The 15,333-nt window shown below is 43.9% G+C and carries 18 protein-coding genes, 1 tRNA gene and 1 pseudogene; 12 read left to right on the top strand and 8 right to left on the bottom strand.

Annotation, left to right across the window (positions count from 1 at the left end):
• A pseudogene (locus ICN42_RS10705) lies at positions 1–116 on the top strand (IS30 family transposase); the annotation flags it as partial.
• A gap of 169 nt (positions 117–285) precedes the next feature.
• On the opposite strand, the gene ICN42_RS10700 reads toward ICN42_RS10705, so the two are convergent.
• Positions 286–1,200 (bottom strand): LysR family transcriptional regulator, encoded by a 915-nt coding sequence (locus tag ICN42_RS10700; protein WP_216254505.1) that lies wholly within the window; start codon positions 1,198–1,200, stop codon positions 286–288.
• A gap of 108 nt (positions 1,201–1,308) precedes the next feature.
• Here ICN42_RS10700 and ICN42_RS10695 point away from each other — a divergent pair, with 108 nt between their 5' ends.
• From ICN42_RS10695 to ICN42_RS10665, 7 genes are all read left to right on the top strand, one after another.
• Positions 1,309–2,274 (top strand): tripartite tricarboxylate transporter substrate binding protein, encoded by a 966-nt coding sequence (locus ICN42_RS10695; RefSeq protein WP_216254502.1) that lies wholly within the window; start codon positions 1,309–1,311, stop codon positions 2,272–2,274.
• A gap of 33 nt (positions 2,275–2,307) precedes the next feature.
• The gene (gene leuC, locus ICN42_RS10690; protein ID WP_216254499.1) at positions 2,308–3,726 is read left to right on the top strand and encodes a 3-isopropylmalate dehydratase large subunit; all 1,419 of its coding nucleotides are present in this window, start codon (positions 2,308–2,310) and stop codon (positions 3,724–3,726) included.
• Positions 3,719–4,369, top strand: coding sequence for a 3-isopropylmalate dehydratase small subunit (leuD, locus tag ICN42_RS10685; RefSeq protein WP_216254496.1), 651 nt, complete (start codon positions 3,719–3,721; stop codon positions 4,367–4,369). Before leuC ends, leuD begins: the two co-directional genes overlap by 8 nt.
• A gap of 148 nt (positions 4,370–4,517) precedes the next feature.
• The gene (locus ICN42_RS10680) at positions 4,518–5,075 is read left to right on the top strand and encodes a hypothetical protein (protein WP_216254493.1); all 558 of its coding nucleotides are present in this window, start codon (positions 4,518–4,520) and stop codon (positions 5,073–5,075) included.
• A 32-nt stretch (positions 5,076–5,107) separates the two neighbouring features.
• Positions 5,108–6,370 (top strand): D-serine ammonia-lyase, encoded by a 1,263-nt coding sequence (locus ICN42_RS10675; protein WP_216254490.1) that lies wholly within the window; start codon positions 5,108–5,110, stop codon positions 6,368–6,370.
• Between the two features lie 2 nt (positions 6,371–6,372).
• Positions 6,373–7,785, top strand: coding sequence for an amidase (locus ICN42_RS10670; RefSeq protein WP_370626034.1), 1,413 nt, complete (start codon positions 6,373–6,375; stop codon positions 7,783–7,785).
• 21 nt (positions 7,786–7,806) lie between these two features.
• On the top strand, positions 7,807–8,775 hold the full coding sequence (locus tag ICN42_RS10665; protein WP_216254484.1) for a tripartite tricarboxylate transporter substrate binding protein: 969 nt from the start codon (positions 7,807–7,809) through the stop codon (positions 8,773–8,775).
• 204 nt (positions 8,776–8,979) lie between these two features.
• Here ICN42_RS10665 and ICN42_RS10660 read toward each other — a convergent pair whose 3' ends face one another.
• From ICN42_RS10660 to ICN42_RS10650, 3 genes are all read right to left on the bottom strand, one after another.
• Positions 8,980–9,297, bottom strand: a complete 318-nt coding sequence (locus ICN42_RS10660) for a helix-turn-helix domain-containing protein (protein WP_216254481.1) — start codon at positions 9,295–9,297, stop codon at positions 8,980–8,982.
• A 269-nt stretch (positions 9,298–9,566) separates the two neighbouring features.
• Positions 9,567–10,319, bottom strand: coding sequence for a Crp/Fnr family transcriptional regulator (locus ICN42_RS10655; RefSeq protein ID WP_216254478.1), 753 nt, complete (start codon positions 10,317–10,319; stop codon positions 9,567–9,569).
• Positions 10,320–10,586, bottom strand: coding sequence for a hypothetical protein (locus tag ICN42_RS10650; RefSeq protein ID WP_216254475.1), 267 nt, complete (start codon positions 10,584–10,586; stop codon positions 10,320–10,322).
• 340 nt (positions 10,587–10,926) lie between these two features.
• Here ICN42_RS10650 and ICN42_RS10645 point away from each other — a divergent pair, with 340 nt between their 5' ends.
• On the top strand, positions 10,927–12,456 hold the full coding sequence (locus tag ICN42_RS10645; RefSeq protein WP_216254474.1) for a hypothetical protein: 1,530 nt from the start codon (positions 10,927–10,929) through the stop codon (positions 12,454–12,456).
• 112 nt (positions 12,457–12,568) lie between these two features.
• On the opposite strand, the gene ICN42_RS10640 is transcribed toward ICN42_RS10645, so the two are convergent.
• The gene (locus ICN42_RS10640) at positions 12,569–12,748 is read right to left on the bottom strand and encodes a hypothetical protein (RefSeq protein WP_216254470.1); all 180 of its coding nucleotides are present in this window, start codon (positions 12,746–12,748) and stop codon (positions 12,569–12,571) included.
• 226 nt (positions 12,749–12,974) lie between these two features.
• Here ICN42_RS10640 and ICN42_RS10635 point away from each other — a divergent pair, with 226 nt between their 5' ends.
• Positions 12,975–13,193, top strand: a complete 219-nt coding sequence (locus tag ICN42_RS10635) for a hypothetical protein (RefSeq protein WP_216254467.1) — start codon at positions 12,975–12,977, stop codon at positions 13,191–13,193.
• A 7-nt stretch (positions 13,194–13,200) separates the two neighbouring features.
• Here the strand turns inward: ICN42_RS10635 and ICN42_RS10630 are convergent, their stop codons facing one another.
• Entirely contained in the window at positions 13,201–13,524 is a 324-nt protein-coding gene (locus tag ICN42_RS10630) for a hypothetical protein (RefSeq protein WP_216254464.1), read from the bottom strand.
• A 204-nt stretch (positions 13,525–13,728) separates the two neighbouring features.
• On the bottom strand, positions 13,729–14,073 hold the full coding sequence (locus ICN42_RS10625) for a hypothetical protein (RefSeq protein ID WP_216254462.1): 345 nt from the start codon (positions 14,071–14,073) through the stop codon (positions 13,729–13,731).
• Positions 14,074–14,277: 204 nt separating this feature from the next.
• On the opposite strand from ICN42_RS10625, the gene ICN42_RS10620 reads away from it, so the two are divergent.
• Together ICN42_RS10620 and ICN42_RS10615 are read left to right on the top strand one after the other, a co-directional pair.
• Positions 14,278–14,352, top strand: a tRNA-Asn gene (locus ICN42_RS10620).
• A gap of 66 nt (positions 14,353–14,418) precedes the next feature.
• Entirely contained in the window at positions 14,419–14,643 is a 225-nt protein-coding gene (locus ICN42_RS10615) for a hypothetical protein (RefSeq protein ID WP_216254460.1), read from the top strand.
• Here the strand turns inward: ICN42_RS10615 and ICN42_RS10610 are convergent.
• On the bottom strand, positions 14,640–15,284 hold the full coding sequence (locus tag ICN42_RS10610) for a hypothetical protein (RefSeq protein WP_216254458.1): 645 nt from the start codon (positions 15,282–15,284) through the stop codon (positions 14,640–14,642). The genes ICN42_RS10615 and ICN42_RS10610 overlap by 4 nt on opposite strands.
• Between the last annotated feature and the right edge of the window lie 49 nt (positions 15,285–15,333).

The following is a 15,333-nucleotide window of genomic DNA, read 5'->3' as shown; positions in this document are numbered from 1 at the left end:
ACTCTCAAGCCAAGCTCAATGCAGTGGCAAGACAACTCAATGAACGACCTAGAAAAACACTAAACTATCAAACACCGGCAGAACGTTTTGCCCAATCTGTTGCATCGACGGGTTGAAATCAAGGTCGTGAGCAGTCACTCAAATTCCAATGGATCGTTAGTTCGTTGGTCTTGCGCTCACCTGCATATAGACCCGACACTTCCTAGGGCAACGATTTTGTTATCCATTGCTTTTATATGACAGGTTTAAGCCAATATACGAAGTTAGACTAAGCCTATTGGGGTGCTACCAAGATGTTTCGGTATTACTTCTGTATTTTGTGAATTCATCCAACAAGAAATCAACGAATACCCTTGTTTTCGCAGACAGATTATTTCGGGTTGGGAATACCGTATAGATGTCGGCGCTGGGGAGCTCCCAGTCAGAGAGAATAATTTTAAGTTGTCGATTTTTAATGTATTGCTCAGCATCCCATATTGAACGAACCATGATGCCCCTGCCTTCTATGGCCCATTTGATAACTGATTCACCATCGTTACTGGTTAATGGTCCTTGAACCTTGACGGATTCAGTTTTGAGTCCCTGATGAAAATGCCAGGTCCCATAAGATTCATCTGCTTCGCGAATAAAAAGACATTGATGTTTGCTTAAGTCTTTAGGTTGCCCGGGCTCACCCATTCGCTTGAGATAGCTTGGGGCGGCGCAGAGTACTCGATGATTATTTGCCAATAGTCTTGCTGTTAGTCGTACATCTGGCAGCTCGCCAAAGCGGATTACTACATCGAGACCTTTTTCAACCAGATTAATGGGTCGATCGTTCAGCGTGAGCTGAACTTCAACTTCAGGATAGAGGTCTGAAAATTTAGCAATCGCTGGAGCAATATAGCGTCTACCAAAACCTAATGTAGCGCCAATTTTGATGATGCCTTTGGGGGTACTGCGACTACCCGATACCAACCGCTCAAGCTCCTCAAGATTGGTAAGAACACGTGCGCCTTCAGTAAGGTAGGTTTCACCTTCGGGTGTTAGGCTAATTTGACGGGTAGTGCGCTGAAGTAGCTTCACGCCAAGCCGCTTTTCAATTAAGGCAAGTCGTTTACTTACGGCAGGGGGTGTTAGTCCCAACTCCTGTGCCGTTGCAGCCATGCTCCCTTGCTTTATGAGTAGGGCAAAGAAGCCGATATCAGAAAAACTATTCATCAGGTAATTATTAACTAAAAAGACCGAAAGATGTAATTTAAACGATATTAAGATTGTTTAATTTACGGGTACGATAACGGTACAGATAAAAAATTGGAGGAAACATCCATGAAATGCAAGGTCGCTTTAATAGTTCTATTGGGTGCTTTTGGCTTTACCACTGCGGTGATGGGGCAAACATATCCAGAGCGCCCAGTGAAGCTCATCGTTCCTTACGCACCTGGTGGTAGTGCGGATATTACTGCCCGTATGATTTCTGAGGACTGGGGCAAGGCTCTTGGCCAATCCATGATTGTTGAGAATAGAGCGGGGGCTGGGGGTAATGCTGGGGTTGATGCTGTAGCAAAATCAAAACCCGATGGCTATACGATTGGCATTCATACACTGTCGTTGGCGGTAAACCCAGCTTTATATCCCAAGATGCCTTTTGATACGCTCAAAGATTTAGCTCCAATCGGAATGGTTGCAAGTTCACAGCATGTGCTCGTGGTAAATCCAAAGGTTCCTGCAAAAGATTTGAAAGAGTTGCTAGCCTTACTTAAGAAGAATCCAGGCAAGATGACTTATGCATCTGCTGGTAATGGCAGCACCATGCATATTGCGCCCGAGCTATTTAAAGCGACTTCAAATACCTTTATTACCCATATTCCTTATCGAGGCGGTGGCCCAGCTCTTAGCGATACTGCCGGTGGTCAAGTGGATATGAGTTTTCCAGTAGCTTCAGCTGCAGCGCAATTTGTTCAAAGTGGCATGTTGAGAGGTATTGGCGTTACGGGAACAAAGCGTTCGCCATTGATGCCTAATATTCCCACTCTGGCTGAGGCTGGTTTACCTGCTTACAGCTTTGAGACATGGTTTATTGTCTTTGCGCCCACTGGCACACCACCATCTGTCATTGACAAGCTCAATGGAACCTTGAATGCCGCATTGGGCAATGCAACTCTCAAGGCGCGTATGACCAAAGAGGGTTTTGATCCTATTCCGTCTACACCTGCTCAGGCTCGTCAGCGTTTAGAAAAAGAAATTCCTTTGTGGGCAAGGCTGATTAAAGAACGCGGCATTACATCTGACTAAATTGATCTTATACATTGTCACTGAAAGTCTGAAATGACTAAAACGCTATATCAAAAACTAGTTGATTCCCACACGGTAGCAACGCTAGATGCCGAGAATGTATTGCTATTCTGTGATTTGCATCTGATGAACGAATACACCAGTCCGCAAGCCTTTGCAGGTTTGGATGAAAAAGGTCGCGGTGTACCCATTCCCGGGCAGAACGTTGCTGTTGTGAGTCACATCATCCCCACCCACAATGAAATGCCAAGGATGATTGCGGATCCAGCTTCTTCATTGCAGGCATTTAATCTGAAGAAGAACTGCGTAAAGCACAATATCCCCTTGTTTGATACCAATGACGCATTACAAGGCATTGAGCATGTAGTCTCTCCTGAGCACGGCATGGTACGCCCGGGTATGGTGATCATTTGTGGGGATAGTCATACAACCACCTATGGCGCTTTGGGCGCCTTGGGTTTTGGTATTGGCACCTCAGAGGTTGAGCATGTTCTAGCAACGCAAACCTTGGTGTACCGCTTAGCCAAAAACATGCGCATTAAGATCAATGGTAAGTTGCCCGTTGGCACGACCTCTAAAGACATGATCCTTAACATCATCAGTCAAATTGGAGCTAAAGGCGCTATTGGCTTTGTCGTGGAGTTCACCGGATCCGCGCTAGTAGATTTAAGCACTGAGGCACGATTTACTTTATGCAACATGGCGGTGGAGGCGGGTGCTCGCGGGGCCTTGATTGCACCAGATAAAACGGCAATTGATTATGTGTTGGCAAGATGTCCCGATATTAAGGGTGATATTAAAGACCGTGCGCTAGCGCATTGGGCAACCCTGTATTCAGATAAGGACGCTAAGTTTGAAAAAGAATATGAGTTTGATGCTGGAGATATGGCGCCGTTTGTAACTTGGGGCACAAGTCCAGATCAAGCTATTGCTATTAATGCCACCATTCCAACTAAAGACTCAATTCAAGATCCGGTTGACAGGCTCAGTCTTGAGCAGGCATTGAAATACACCAAACTGTCTGATGGTCAAACATTAGAAGGTACTCTGATTAATCACGTCTTTATCGGCTCTTGTACTAATGGCCGTATTGAAGACTTGCGCAATGTGCTTGCCACAATTGGAGATCGCAAGGTAGCCGCTGGTGTTCGAGCCATGGTTGTTCCTGGATCGGGCGCAGTGAAGGCGCAGGCCGAGAAAGAGGGTATTGCTGATAAGTTAATTGCCGCCGGTTTTGAGTGGCGCAAACCTGGTTGCTCTATGTGTCTTGCCATGAATGATGACGTTCTCACTTCTGGCACACGCTGTGCCTCGACAACCAATCGTAATTTTGAGGGTCGTCAGGGCAGGGGTGCCATCACCCATTTAATGAGTCCCGCTATGGCTGCTGCCGCTGCGGTCACAGGTACGATTACTGATGTACGTAAATTGCAAGGAGCTGTAAATGCATAAGCAATCCAACATTAGCGGACATGCTGCTCCATTGCGCATTGCTAACTTTGACACTGATCAAGTGATGCCAAAGCAGTTCTTGCGCGGAATTGATAAGTCTGGCTTAACCGAAGGTTTGTTTTATGACCTGCGTTTTGATGAGAATGGTAAAGCGAAGCCTGACTTCTTTTTGAATCAAGCGGCATATGCGTCAACTGATGTATTGATTGCAGGGCCCAACTATGGCTGCGGTTCTAGTCGTGAACATGCTGTTTGGGGAATGCAGCAGTTTGGCTTTAAGGCGGTAATTGCTTCTAGCTTTGCAGAGATTTTTTATTCCAATGCAATGGGTAATGGCTTATTGTTGGTGGTTTTGCCTGAAGACGAAGTGCAGGCCTTGATGAAAGAGGCGGACGACAATAGTGCACCGATCAGCATCGACATCGACATTAAGAATTTAACGGTCCACACCCAAAAGCATGAATTTAAATTCACCATGTCAGCAAGGCATCACCGTATGTTCCTTGAAGGCCTGGATGTTATTGGTCTTACCTTGAAATATCAATCTCAGATCAATGCGTTTTCTCAGCAACACTGGAAGGCGCAGCCTTGGGTTAAAGATATTGCACGAGTGACCACTGATAGATTGAATTCGCTGCGCTAATCTGGTGTCTTCTTAGTATTTAAATATGAATTAAAAAAATATCATGCTAATGTGCATGTGCTACAGCTATTTCCTGATAAATATTTAAATCAGTTGGAATATGATTAAACTAAGTGGATGAATAATCAACTTCTTTAAGGCGGCAAACATGCATTCATTTCAGTGGACACAGAGTGCACTAGGAATTATTGTTGCGTTAGGGATGACAAGGATCATCATGTCGGTTGTTCAGGCATGCGTCTCACGCAGACAGGTCCGACTCGATTGGATTCCTTTTGTGTGGGCTTTCAATATTTTCTTTTTATTACTTCAATTTTCTTGGAATTTTGTTGAATTGGAAGCTATTGTTGTTAAGTGGAATTTCGGTATTTTTTTATTGCTACTGGGTTTTGTCATAACCCTATTTTTTGCAGCAGCCTTAATTTTGCCAATTTCTGAGTCTCAGGCTGGCGGGGATTTAAGTAGCTGGTTTCGAAATGATGGTCGTTGGGCATTACCATTTTTAGCTCTTTACGCCTTTTTAGCTTACCCATTTAATTGGTACTTGGCAGAACTACCTCCCTCTTCCAACCCTGCATCAATGATATTAATCATTCTGGCTATGACTGCTTTTTTTACAAGGTCCCGAAAAATCTTAGTGATTGCGACCGTGCTCAATTTCCTATTAACTTCTGCAATCATCGTGGAGATGATTGCGAGTTCATAAGAATGGTTATATTAAGTTGCTAAAATTACCCAATGGACTCTCTTCATTCCTTGATAGGAAACGCCCAACCAGTACTCTGGGAGAATGCTCAGCGTCTTTCTAATCATGAGATTGCATCTGGTTTATCGCTTGGCTTGGCTGATATGCATTCTGCCCAAGATCGATTTTTGCGATTCGCCCCCTTGCTTGCCAATTTATTTCCAGAGTTAGTTAGTACGGCTGGTCAAATTGAGTCCGATCTATTGCCTGCTCCTCATATGCAAGCTGCTATCGATTTTCCAGTTGAATGTGGGCGTCTCTGGATTAAGGCAGACCATACACTTCCAGTAGCGGGGTCCATTAAGGCTAGGGGAGGTTTTCATGAGGTGCTTGAGTTTGCTGAAAATCTTGCCATGAAGAGTGGTTTGATTCAGGCGTCCGAGGACTATCGTGCATTGAATAGCCCTGAAGTGCGTAATCTATTCTCCAACTATGAGGTGGCAGTAGGCTCTACTGGTAACTTAGGATTAAGTATTGGGGTGATGGCTGCGGCACTGGGATTTAAGGCGGTGGTGCATATGTCTGCCGATGCCAAAGAGTGGAAGAAGGAGCGCTTACGTAAGCGGGGGGTTCAAGTTATTGAACATGTCGGCGATTATGAAAAGGCGGTTAGCGCTGGTCGTGCGATGGCTGCACAAAATCCAAATGCCTATTTTGTTGATGACGAGAGATCTCTGTCTTTATTTTTAGGGTACGCCGCTTCAGCCATTCACTTTAAAGAGCAGTTGCGTGAGTATGGGCTTGTAGTGGATGCCGAGCACCCATTAATCGTTTACATTCCTTGCGGGGTGGGCGGCGCGCCTAGTGGAATAGCTTGGGGATTGAATCAAATCTTTGGTAGGAATGTGTACTGCTACTTTGCTGAACCCACACAATCCCCTTGTTTTTTGGTGCAAATGTTAGCGGGCGATGGAGAGCACCCCTCTGTTTATGATTTTGGATTGCATAATCGCACTGAAGCCGATGGATTGGCTGTACCCAGAGCATCGCTTTTGGCTGCCCAAGCAATGCGTAACATTGTGGCTGGCGTTTATACGGTAGACGACCAGACCATGTTTGATGATTTGGCGAGATTGCATCGTTCTGAGGGCTTGGATATTGAGCCATCGGCTGCGGCAGGCTTTGCTGGACCGCTTTGGCTGAAAGGTGGCCCTTTGTGCATTCCTGGCGCCAATCACATAGTATGGACAACTGGTGGCTCTCTAGTACCAGAGTCAGAATTTAACTCCTTTCTCCAACGTGCTTCTATTGGTTAACTATTTATATGAGTGAAATCTTTTTTCAAAGCGCAACGAGCTTAGCGCAAGCCATTAAAACTAAAAAACTCAGCGTGCTAGAGGTGATGGATGCGCATATTGATCGAATTGATAAATACAATCACGCGATTAATGCGATTGTGACGATGGATTTAGAGGCTGCGCGACAGTCCGCTAAAGATGCGGATGTGACATTAGCTTCTGGTGCCCCCGTGGGACCCTTATTTGGATTGCCTGTAGTGCATAAAGATAATGTGTCTACCAAGGGTATGCGCACTACTTATGGATCGCTGGCTTTCCAAAATAACATCCCCACTCAAGATAGCTTGATTGTTACAAGGCAGCGTGATGCTGGTGCCATTACCTTAGGCAAAACGAATATGCCTGAATTTGGTGCTGGATCGCATACTTTTAATGAAATTTTTTGTTCCACAAAAAATCCATATCGCTTTGAGGTTTCGGCAGGGGGCAGTAGTGGTGGGGCTGCCGCTGCTTTGGCCGCGGGTTTCGTACCCCTCGCCGACGGATCGGACATGGGAGGCTCTTTACGAAATCCTGCAAGTTTTTGTAATGTAGTCGGGTTGCGCCCCTCCTTAGGGCGAGTGCCTGTCGTGCCATCTAGTTTTTCATTTGGCACCTTAGGTGTAGCGGGTCCTATGGCTAGAACCGTGGATGATGTGGCGCTGTACTTGTCGGTCATCTCTGGGCCTGATTCACGCGATCCCTTTTCCGTGGCATCGGATTCTCAAGTAGAGCCTTTATTAAATAACATCGAAACCAAGGGCATCAAGCTGGCATTTAGTGCTGATATTGGTGGCTTGCCTTTTGAGTCACAGGTATCAAAAGTGATTCAAGGGAGTTTGCCTATTTTTGAGTCGCTTGGCTGTTATGTGGAAGAGGCGGAGCCTGAATTTACGGATGCCGATTTCGCTTTTGAAGTCTTGCGAGGTGTTGCCTTCGCGACTAGCTTTGGCCCCTTGAGGGCGGGCAAAGGTGATTTATTAAAAAATACGGTGGTATGGAATATTGATGTTGGTCTAAATCTTCGCGGTGAGGAGATTGCTAGGGCCGAGCGAATTCGATCAGCTATGTTTTTAAAGATGGAGCTATTTTTAAAGAAATATGATTTTCTAATCTGCCCAACTACGCAGGTTCTCCCTTTTGATATTCATATGGAATATCCAATGGAAATTGATGGTACTGCGATGAGTACATATATTGAGTGGATGCGATCAGTATGTCGTATTACGATCACAGGACATCCGGCGATTTCAATTCCATGTGGTTTTAGTGATGATGGTTTGCCAGTCGGCATTCAAATAGTCGGCCCATATCGCCAGGAAAGAAAATTATTAGAATTTGCAAAGCAGTTTGAAGCGGCTAATCCCGTCGGTTTAATTAGACCGGCGCTATAGATAAAAAAGAAGGGGATCACCATGGGTTTGTTTAATAAATCAGTATTTGCAGTGCTGGCCTTGATATCAGCAAGTGCAATAGCTCAGTCTTATCCGGATCGACCGATTAAGTTGGTAATTCCATTTACACCAGGCGGATCCACAGATGTCATCGCTAGAATTTTGGCAAAGCCCCTTGGTGAAGAGCTAAAGACCGCAATCATTATTGATAATAAGCCTGGTGCTGGTACCGTGCTGGGAGCAGAGATTGTCGCAAAGGCTTCGCCAGATGGATATACATTGCTGCTGTCTTCCGGAACTACTTATGTTGTAAATGCGGTGGTCATGAAGAAGTTGCCCTATAACCCTCAGACAAGCTTTGATCCACTCGGGATTGTGGGATCAACGGGTTTAGTTTTGCTGGCTAACAGTACAACTGTCAAGGCGAATAATTTAAAGGATCTGATTGCGGAAGCAAAAACAAATCCGAAGATCTCAGCATACGGCTCCTTTGGTGCGGCGACGACCTCACACTTTGCTGGGGAGATGATTAACGCCGCCACAGGCCTCAAGTTAACACATATCCCTTATAAGGGTAGCGCGCCAGAAATGAGTGACTTAATTGGGGGGCAAATTCCGTTATCGATCGATACCGTAGTAGCTGCCGTTCCCCAGTTGAAGAGTGGCAGAATTAAAGCAATTGTCGTTACCAGTGAGAAGCGGGCGCCATTAATGCAGTCGACTCCTACCGCAATTGAAAGTGGCTATCCATCCATTCATATGAGCACTTGGTTTGCGATAGTGGGTCCACAAGGGCTTTCAGATCAAGTTCAGCGTAAGCTTGAGACTGCAATTGCAAAAGTAATGTCTCAAAAGGAGACTAAAGATGCATTAATAGCGAGTGGCTTTGATCCTGAGTATGGAACGCCCACGCAATATCGAGCTAGAGTGTTTAGAGAGTCGGGACAATTGCAGAAAATTGCAACACAAGCTCAAATCTCTACCGAATGAGTTGATGTTTGGTCAGGTGAGCGTTAACTCAAGATCCGCATTGCGTGATAATTTCTTTTCTCACTTTAATGCCAATCAAGCCGCCTTCGGGCGGTTTTTCAATTGCTTGAAGGGCTGCCTTGGCTCCCTAAGAGATCTTCAGTAAATCAAGGCTATTCCTCATAAGGATCTCCATTAGTACCCCAACTCTTTACTTCTAATGGTTTAGGCGCTTTCTTTGGCAAGCTTTTCCAATTTTGAAAATATGGCAGTGCCTTTAGGTGCAAAAGTAACAAACTTAACTCGGGCATCTGTTTTTGAAGGAGTTAATTTGAGGTATTTATCTGTGACCAGTTTGGAGATAACTGAATGTATCGTAGCTTGTGAACCAATTTCTTTCAGTGCCAGCAGATCTTTAACCTGTAACTTAGCCTCAGAATCCTGTTTATAAATCATTTGCAGAATCTGCCGATGTCGAAATGGTATCCCAATCCAAATTTTTTCATTTTTTGCAATGAATTGGGTATAGGCGCTGATGTTCATGCGTGAGCATATCCCTCAAACTACGAAATAATCTTGATGTAGATCGTATAACTGGATCATATGAATAAATAGACTGTGGCTGATTGGGAGCTAGCAACCATTCTTTCGTTTCACTCGAGCCTCTGGGGCTAGCCTAGATGTTGCACCAGAATAAGCCCCCAGTGATCCTTGGGCAAGGTTAAGGAGAGGGAGGTAAGTAAGGCAATGTCAGCTATCGGACAATAAAAATTAATCATGTCTATCCTTAGTTGATGGTTGGATTAAATGCCCTAGTTAGGGGACTCTAGTAGTTGTTGAAGTTTTCCATAATCAATTGCGCTAATTTCACGGTTTCTTATTTGAAAATAATGATTTTTTTCGAGGGAGGTAAGTCCACGGCTAAGTGATTCGCTAGTCATTCCTAGGTAACTTTTCAAGTCCTCCCGCTTCATAGGTAGCCGAAGGGAATCAAGTCTTGAATAGGTTTCACCCAGTTTGTCATGTAGGTCAATGAGAAAGTGAGCTATTTTTTGCTCTGTAGAATGAGACCCAAGGGAAAATAAATGCTCTTGGGTGCGATTGATTTCTTTACTCATAGAGTGCCCGATCGCCTCTTGGAGAGCGGCCTCGGCTTTCATTAAAGACTGGATGCGAACAAAGTCAATACTACATAGCTCTCCATCAGTAATTGCTATAGCGTCCAAGCGATGTTTTCCATCGGCGATTCCATCCGTGCCAACAAGGGTGCCTTGAGTGGCAAAATGATTGACTTGATGATGTCCATTGGGAAGACTGTATTCCACCTTTAGAAAGCCCACCCTCACGTTATATAACGCATGGATGGGGTCACCGTTATGGAAAATAGGATCACCCGATTTAATCTTTATTTTTTTTACATATTGCCCCGTCAAGTTCTCTAACTGCATGAGATCGAGGTTTTTATGTAGGCAAGTTGATCTAGAGACACAGTCAACACAAGGACTTATTTGCCTATGCCTAAAAGAGGATGTATGTGCTGAACTACCAATTTGATGTGTTTGCATCTAAAACCTTCTTATAGTTGCCTTTGTGAAAAGTCGCATTTCAATTAAGGCGGGGAGGGTCAGATTACAAAAGCGCTTGCCTAATATATTGATATTTATCAATAAAAAATACTTTTTAGTATAAAAATCATAATTAATATCAATAAATACTCTTATTCCAGCACCGATAATCCAACGACAAAAGAAGGGTTGTTTGCCTGTAAAGGCTTGCGAGAGTTCTATAAAGCGATGATGTTTTAAATCGGTGATGCCAATGCGCTGGGGCATGAAAATAAAGTTTTAACCACTTCACTACAGGGTTTACACAATAGAGATTGATGTTGCTAACGACTGCCATAGGTAGGAAGGATTCCTTATGAAAAATAAGGCTATTTCTCATAAGACCCTCTACTAATTTAAAGATGTTTTTGAGTAAGCTTTTGCAATTTTGCAAGTAAGGAGTTGCCTATTGAGTCTTAACTAGATCCTGATGATCGTTAGATCGATTTGTCGAAAAGCGGGTGAGGCAATCGTCTGCCTTCGGCCAAAAATAGACTCAATTGCCACCCCCAAGCCATATAATTAATAGAAATTTAATTGATAGTTCAGCTCAGTCAAGACGGGAATAATGTTGCGTAAATACTGTGGTTTTAATTGGTGTTTGGTTTTCGTGTGGACCGCGTCATTATTTATTCTTGTTGCCTGTGGCAATGGTAGCAATTCCTCGATTTCGAGTACAGCACCGGATACGAGTAACACCTACACTGCGCTGGCCACACCTTTGCTCGATTACATCGCAGTAGACAAGGCAGTAAATACAACTAAATCCAGTTCACTCAATACCAGCATTATTTATGGTGCGGACTTTTTCGCGGAAACGCCGGCCATTCTTACGGCCAATTATGGTTTTGAGGGCTACATGGGTATTCGCGGGCTAAACGGTACTGGTGCATCAGCGCAGGCGGCTGCTTATGCTAATAATGTAGCGTATGAAGTGATAGACCCTTCACTACAAGCTGCCTCACGTGCTTACTATTCCGCTGTAGGAGATCTGGGATTTACCTATACCTACGAGGCGGTAGCGAACTCAGCCGATACCATCCCCGTGGTATTTAGCCATCCGATTTGGCCACCTTCAGTATCACCAGCTGCGTTTTCGGTAACCATGAATACTGGCGCTGTAGTTACACCGCTAACAGCAAGCTTTTTACCTAATACGGAATATAACGAGCGGCAAACGGTGGTGCTTTCCGGTTACTGGGGGAATCGAATTCTGCCAGGCAACCCAGGTGCCGAGTATCCGGTATCTGTAAGCATTGTCAGCTCTCCGACCGAGCTCAAATTTGTAACGCCAAGAGGCTTGGTATCAGCCATCGGGCTGAGCGTAGAGAGTAAAAATCCCTATGTCGCTGGAAATGGACCAAGGATTCTTGCAGCCAAGCTCAATGTATTTTCTGATCTTGGTGAGAGTAACCCTCAATGGCTGACAGCATCGTATGCTAATAGTGGAGCTGATTTATTTGGTGCGTCGGCACAGTATCGCTTACGTATTTATACCAGCGCAGGTTTTTCACCTGATGGGATTAGCAGTATTCTGCCAACGGATTTTGGTAAGTTCTTTATTCTTAATGCCACGGACGCTAATGGTAATTCCGTGCTGATTACTCAGTCGGGTGTTACCTATAACATTCCGGGCTACGGTAATGTGAAAGTTCTAGGAATCGCAGATACGGGCCCATCGCAGTCGACTTACAACTTGGCGTACGTTGAAGACCATGACAACCAGTACGATGTCATTCTGTCAGGTGATAGCGCTGCTATTGCTAGATTGGTATCGATTCGCATGCCGTCTTCTGGTATCTATTCCCCAGTCTATAACCCTGGCGGTCCGGGAAACGATCCCACGAATAATCCAGTCGGGCCATTTACAGTTGCTAGTTCTGATCAAACTGTTGCCATTACGAACAATATCCAAAATGGTGCGTATGTAGCCTACATCGAGATTGACGGTCCTGTAGCTAAGAATAGTCAGGGTCAGCCCATAGGAATACTACAGGGAGCTGCGGTCATCAACAACGCTACCGGATTTACTATCAACGCGTATTTAGATCCCACGGGGAAACGATTCTATGCCTCGTTTCCGGTATATCCCCGCTGAAGGATATTAGCCGTCGGTTGAGTGGATGGGTGAATTAAAGCACTTCAGATAGTAAAAGGATCTGAAGATGCGAAAGAGCATGATGCTCGGCATCGGAGAGCTGCTTTAGGAGTTATTTTGCTTTGGCTAAATCGTTAAAGCGTTTTAAGCCCAATTCCCTAAGTTCTACATATCTAGCTCTACTGTCAGTAGCTTGCCTAAATTGAATCAGATTTTTTCTAGTTAATTTTTTAAGTGCCGCATGAATGGTGGCAGGGGAGGCAATACTATCAAGCCCCAGTAAATCACCCACCTTGCTATCTTTTTTATCGCTCCAAAGAAGGGCCACGGCATTCAAAACTTTAATTTGAGTGCTGTCTAAGCCGTAAAACGCATTTATAGCCTCTTCCTGCCTAAGATATTTTATATAAGCTAATAGCTTCTTATTGATATTAATTTGCCCCCTCCAGCAAACCTTTCTAGCTTCAAATATACTGATTTCACTTTATAGTTTTTATAAGATAACTTAGAAACAGCTTATGACTGAAGAGCACGCAGAAAACGCTATAAGATTGCTAGATATAGTTCATGACTTATATGGCAATGACAAGCAATATCCCTACGAAAATCTTCCCTTTTTAGTTAAGAGCGATGGTGGCGTTGTTCTAAGTGATGGCTTGATGGCTGAGTTGAGTAAAGATGAAAACTCTGATTTAATGGATTGGGCGCATGAAAACATTGTGGGCTTATTTGAGTAGCCTCACCCTAGCCCCCAATAGCCTTACTGAGGATTTCATAGCGTTTGTGGGCAAGCTTAGTTAGCGCCACCTCTTTAAGTCTTCCATCATCTTTATTTGAATTGAGTGTGATGAGTTTGGAGTCGACTAAATGTTTTAGTCTTCCGTGTATCGTTGCTTGTGACGCTATCTCCTTTAATGACAGTAAATCCTTTACATTGAGAATGCGTCCCGCATTATTGGCTTTGGCGACAGTATTCAAAAGCAATATATCAGTAGCATCTAAATCTAGTTGACTATTACTTTTTTCTAAAATAATTAGGTAATTAAGGTATTTATTAATGCTATTCATTTATCAGGGTAGAAGCATATAGGATTTTGAACCATATTCTCTTTGCGTTTACTTAACAATGCTTTATGTCAATTTTTTGGCAGAGATTTGAATACATATATTTTTTTAGTTATAGACTCATGTCCCAGCAGGCCCATCAGGAAAGCAAGCTCTCATCAGCAGTAGTGGGGCACTTTTTTTTGCCCCTAAAGACCCAAAACAGTTTTAAGAAAAATGCCCTAAGGCAGCATTGACAAATTGCGCCATTCTTAAAAGTCCATCTGGCGGATGTTGGCGTAGATACTGCTTATAAAAGATTTCCACTTCCACGCGCTCAGAATCACTCAGGCTAGCAAGCCCCATTTTTCCTCTGACCCAGTCAATATGGTCGCAGATGACCTCCATATTTCCTTCATCAATAGCACGGTGAAGGCGATTAATAAAGTGCTGGTTACCTAGGAGGTCAATTTTTTCAGTATTGAGAATGTCATCGGCTGCTGTTTTGTGATTGCGGTCTCCAAATATTTTCTTATTTGGATAATGGGTGATTCTTTCCTTATGTGACCTCATTAATGAGTGCGTCCATGTATGTATATATGAGCTTACATACTGAGCAATTTTTTCTAAATATTTTTGACATTTCTCAATAATTAAAAAGTCATAGCTTCTATAAATGAGACGTGGGATGTGATGTGTAATTTGGTTTGCGAGGGGAATGTAAATCAAAGACTATTTATTCAGAAGAATAGATGCATCTAGTTTCACTTCTCCAGAGGCGAGAGTAGTTCAATGGTAGAACGGTGGCCTATTGATAGGTCGCTACAAAGGTTCGATTCCTTTCACTCGCCTCCTTCTGATATTTCACTCATTGACTATGTGTTTAACAGGTCAATAGTTCATCCATATGGAGGCAACATGAATCAAGAAGAATTATCAAAGGTAAAACAGGATATGGAGCGTTTAGTCGCTGATGTAAAAAATCTGATGCAAAGCAATACCCCATCGTGCGGTGCATGCGATGAAAGAGCGGTGTGCCCATCTAAATGCGGTATGCGCGGACATCGGCTGATGTGCTTGGGCTTGGTAGCGCTTCTAGGTGGGGCGGTTGGCGCGATGCTGAGCCATAAGCAGTCGTCTTAATTGCTCCAAGAGCTTATTAATCTTTGCAAGTTTTCTGGCTCGACTGTAATGATTCCGCCACGCGGTGAATCGATTTCAGCGATTAAGTAAAACGAGGTTGCAACTACAAATGGGAAGAAGAGAAAGAAGATTCGATCATTCTTAAAGTTCTTTGAATTAAACCCAATCAGTAGGTTGGAGCAGATAGCGATGATTCCAAGAAGCATCCAAGCAACCGTAGGAATTCTATTTTTCCAGGCAGCCGTAGTGTCTCCAAGAGAGTTCTCTACCTCATTCATGCCAGACATTAAAAGAGCATTTGTTGGCGTAGCCCGATTTTTAACAAACGGAAGAATTTCAGACCAAAGGTCATTTTGAGCTTTTCCGATGACTGCATTTATCTTTTGAAGACTTGATGAATCTGGTGTGGAATAGTAGTTAACACGTTCTTGCGCATATAGTCGCAAGTTCTTTTGAATGCTATCCTTATTTTTTTCGGGCAATATTTCTGCTCGCATATACAGAGTGCCCAAAGCATTAGCTTCGGCTTCCTCCAGGCCTTTTCTGAGGTCATAGCGAGCAATTGACATGGAAAAAGTAAATCCAATGATGAGGCTAAGCAGGGTGAGGGTGGCAGTTTGTATGCTTTGAAAATCCTGCATCGTCCTTTCTTGGCTTTTGTGCTTCCAGCTTAGTCCATAGCCGCCAATC

Source organism: Polynucleobacter sp. 71A-WALBACH (assembly GCF_018882365.1).
Taxonomy (GTDB): Bacteria; Pseudomonadota; Gammaproteobacteria; order Burkholderiales; family Burkholderiaceae; genus Polynucleobacter.
This window is presented reverse-complemented; position numbering and strand designations above follow the sequence as displayed.

Excerpts from the sequence above, each read along its gene's own strand:
- ICN42_RS10700 (WP_216254505.1), bottom strand. The coding sequence starts at position 1,200 with ATGAATAGTTTTTCTGATATCGGCTTCTTTGCCCTACTCATAAAGCAA.
- ICN42_RS10695 (WP_216254502.1), top strand. The coding sequence starts at position 1,309 with ATGAAATGCAAGGTCGCTTTAATAGTTCTATTGGGTGCTTTTGGCTTT.
- leuC (WP_216254499.1), top strand. The coding sequence starts at position 2,308 with ATGACTAAAACGCTATATCAAAAACTAGTTGATTCCCACACGGTAGCA.
- leuD (WP_216254496.1), top strand. The coding sequence starts at position 3,719 with ATGCATAAGCAATCCAACATTAGCGGACATGCTGCTCCATTGCGCATT.
- ICN42_RS10680 (WP_216254493.1), top strand. The coding sequence starts at position 4,518 with ATGCATTCATTTCAGTGGACACAGAGTGCACTAGGAATTATTGTTGCG.
- ICN42_RS10675 (WP_216254490.1), top strand. The coding sequence starts at position 5,108 with ATGGACTCTCTTCATTCCTTGATAGGAAACGCCCAACCAGTACTCTGG.
- ICN42_RS10665 (WP_216254484.1), top strand. The coding sequence starts at position 7,807 with ATGGGTTTGTTTAATAAATCAGTATTTGCAGTGCTGGCCTTGATATCA.
- ICN42_RS10660 (WP_216254481.1), bottom strand. The coding sequence starts at position 9,297 with ATGAACATCAGCGCCTATACCCAATTCATTGCAAAAAATGAAAAAATT.
- ICN42_RS10655 (WP_216254478.1), bottom strand. The coding sequence starts at position 10,319 with ATGCAAACACATCAAATTGGTAGTTCAGCACATACATCCTCTTTTAGG.
- ICN42_RS10650 (WP_216254475.1), bottom strand. The coding sequence starts at position 10,586 with ATGCCCCAGCGCATTGGCATCACCGATTTAAAACATCATCGCTTTATA.
- ICN42_RS10645 (WP_216254474.1), top strand. The coding sequence starts at position 10,927 with ATGTTGCGTAAATACTGTGGTTTTAATTGGTGTTTGGTTTTCGTGTGG.
- ICN42_RS10635 (WP_216254467.1), top strand. The coding sequence starts at position 12,975 with ATGACTGAAGAGCACGCAGAAAACGCTATAAGATTGCTAGATATAGTT.
- ICN42_RS10630 (WP_216254464.1), bottom strand. The coding sequence starts at position 13,524 with ATGAATAGCATTAATAAATACCTTAATTACCTAATTATTTTAGAAAAA.
- ICN42_RS10625 (WP_216254462.1), bottom strand. The coding sequence starts at position 14,073 with ATGAGGTCACATAAGGAAAGAATCACCCATTATCCAAATAAGAAAATA.
- ICN42_RS10615 (WP_216254460.1), top strand. The coding sequence starts at position 14,419 with ATGAATCAAGAAGAATTATCAAAGGTAAAACAGGATATGGAGCGTTTA.
- ICN42_RS10610 (WP_216254458.1), bottom strand. The coding sequence starts at position 15,284 with ATGCAGGATTTTCAAAGCATACAAACTGCCACCCTCACCCTGCTTAGC.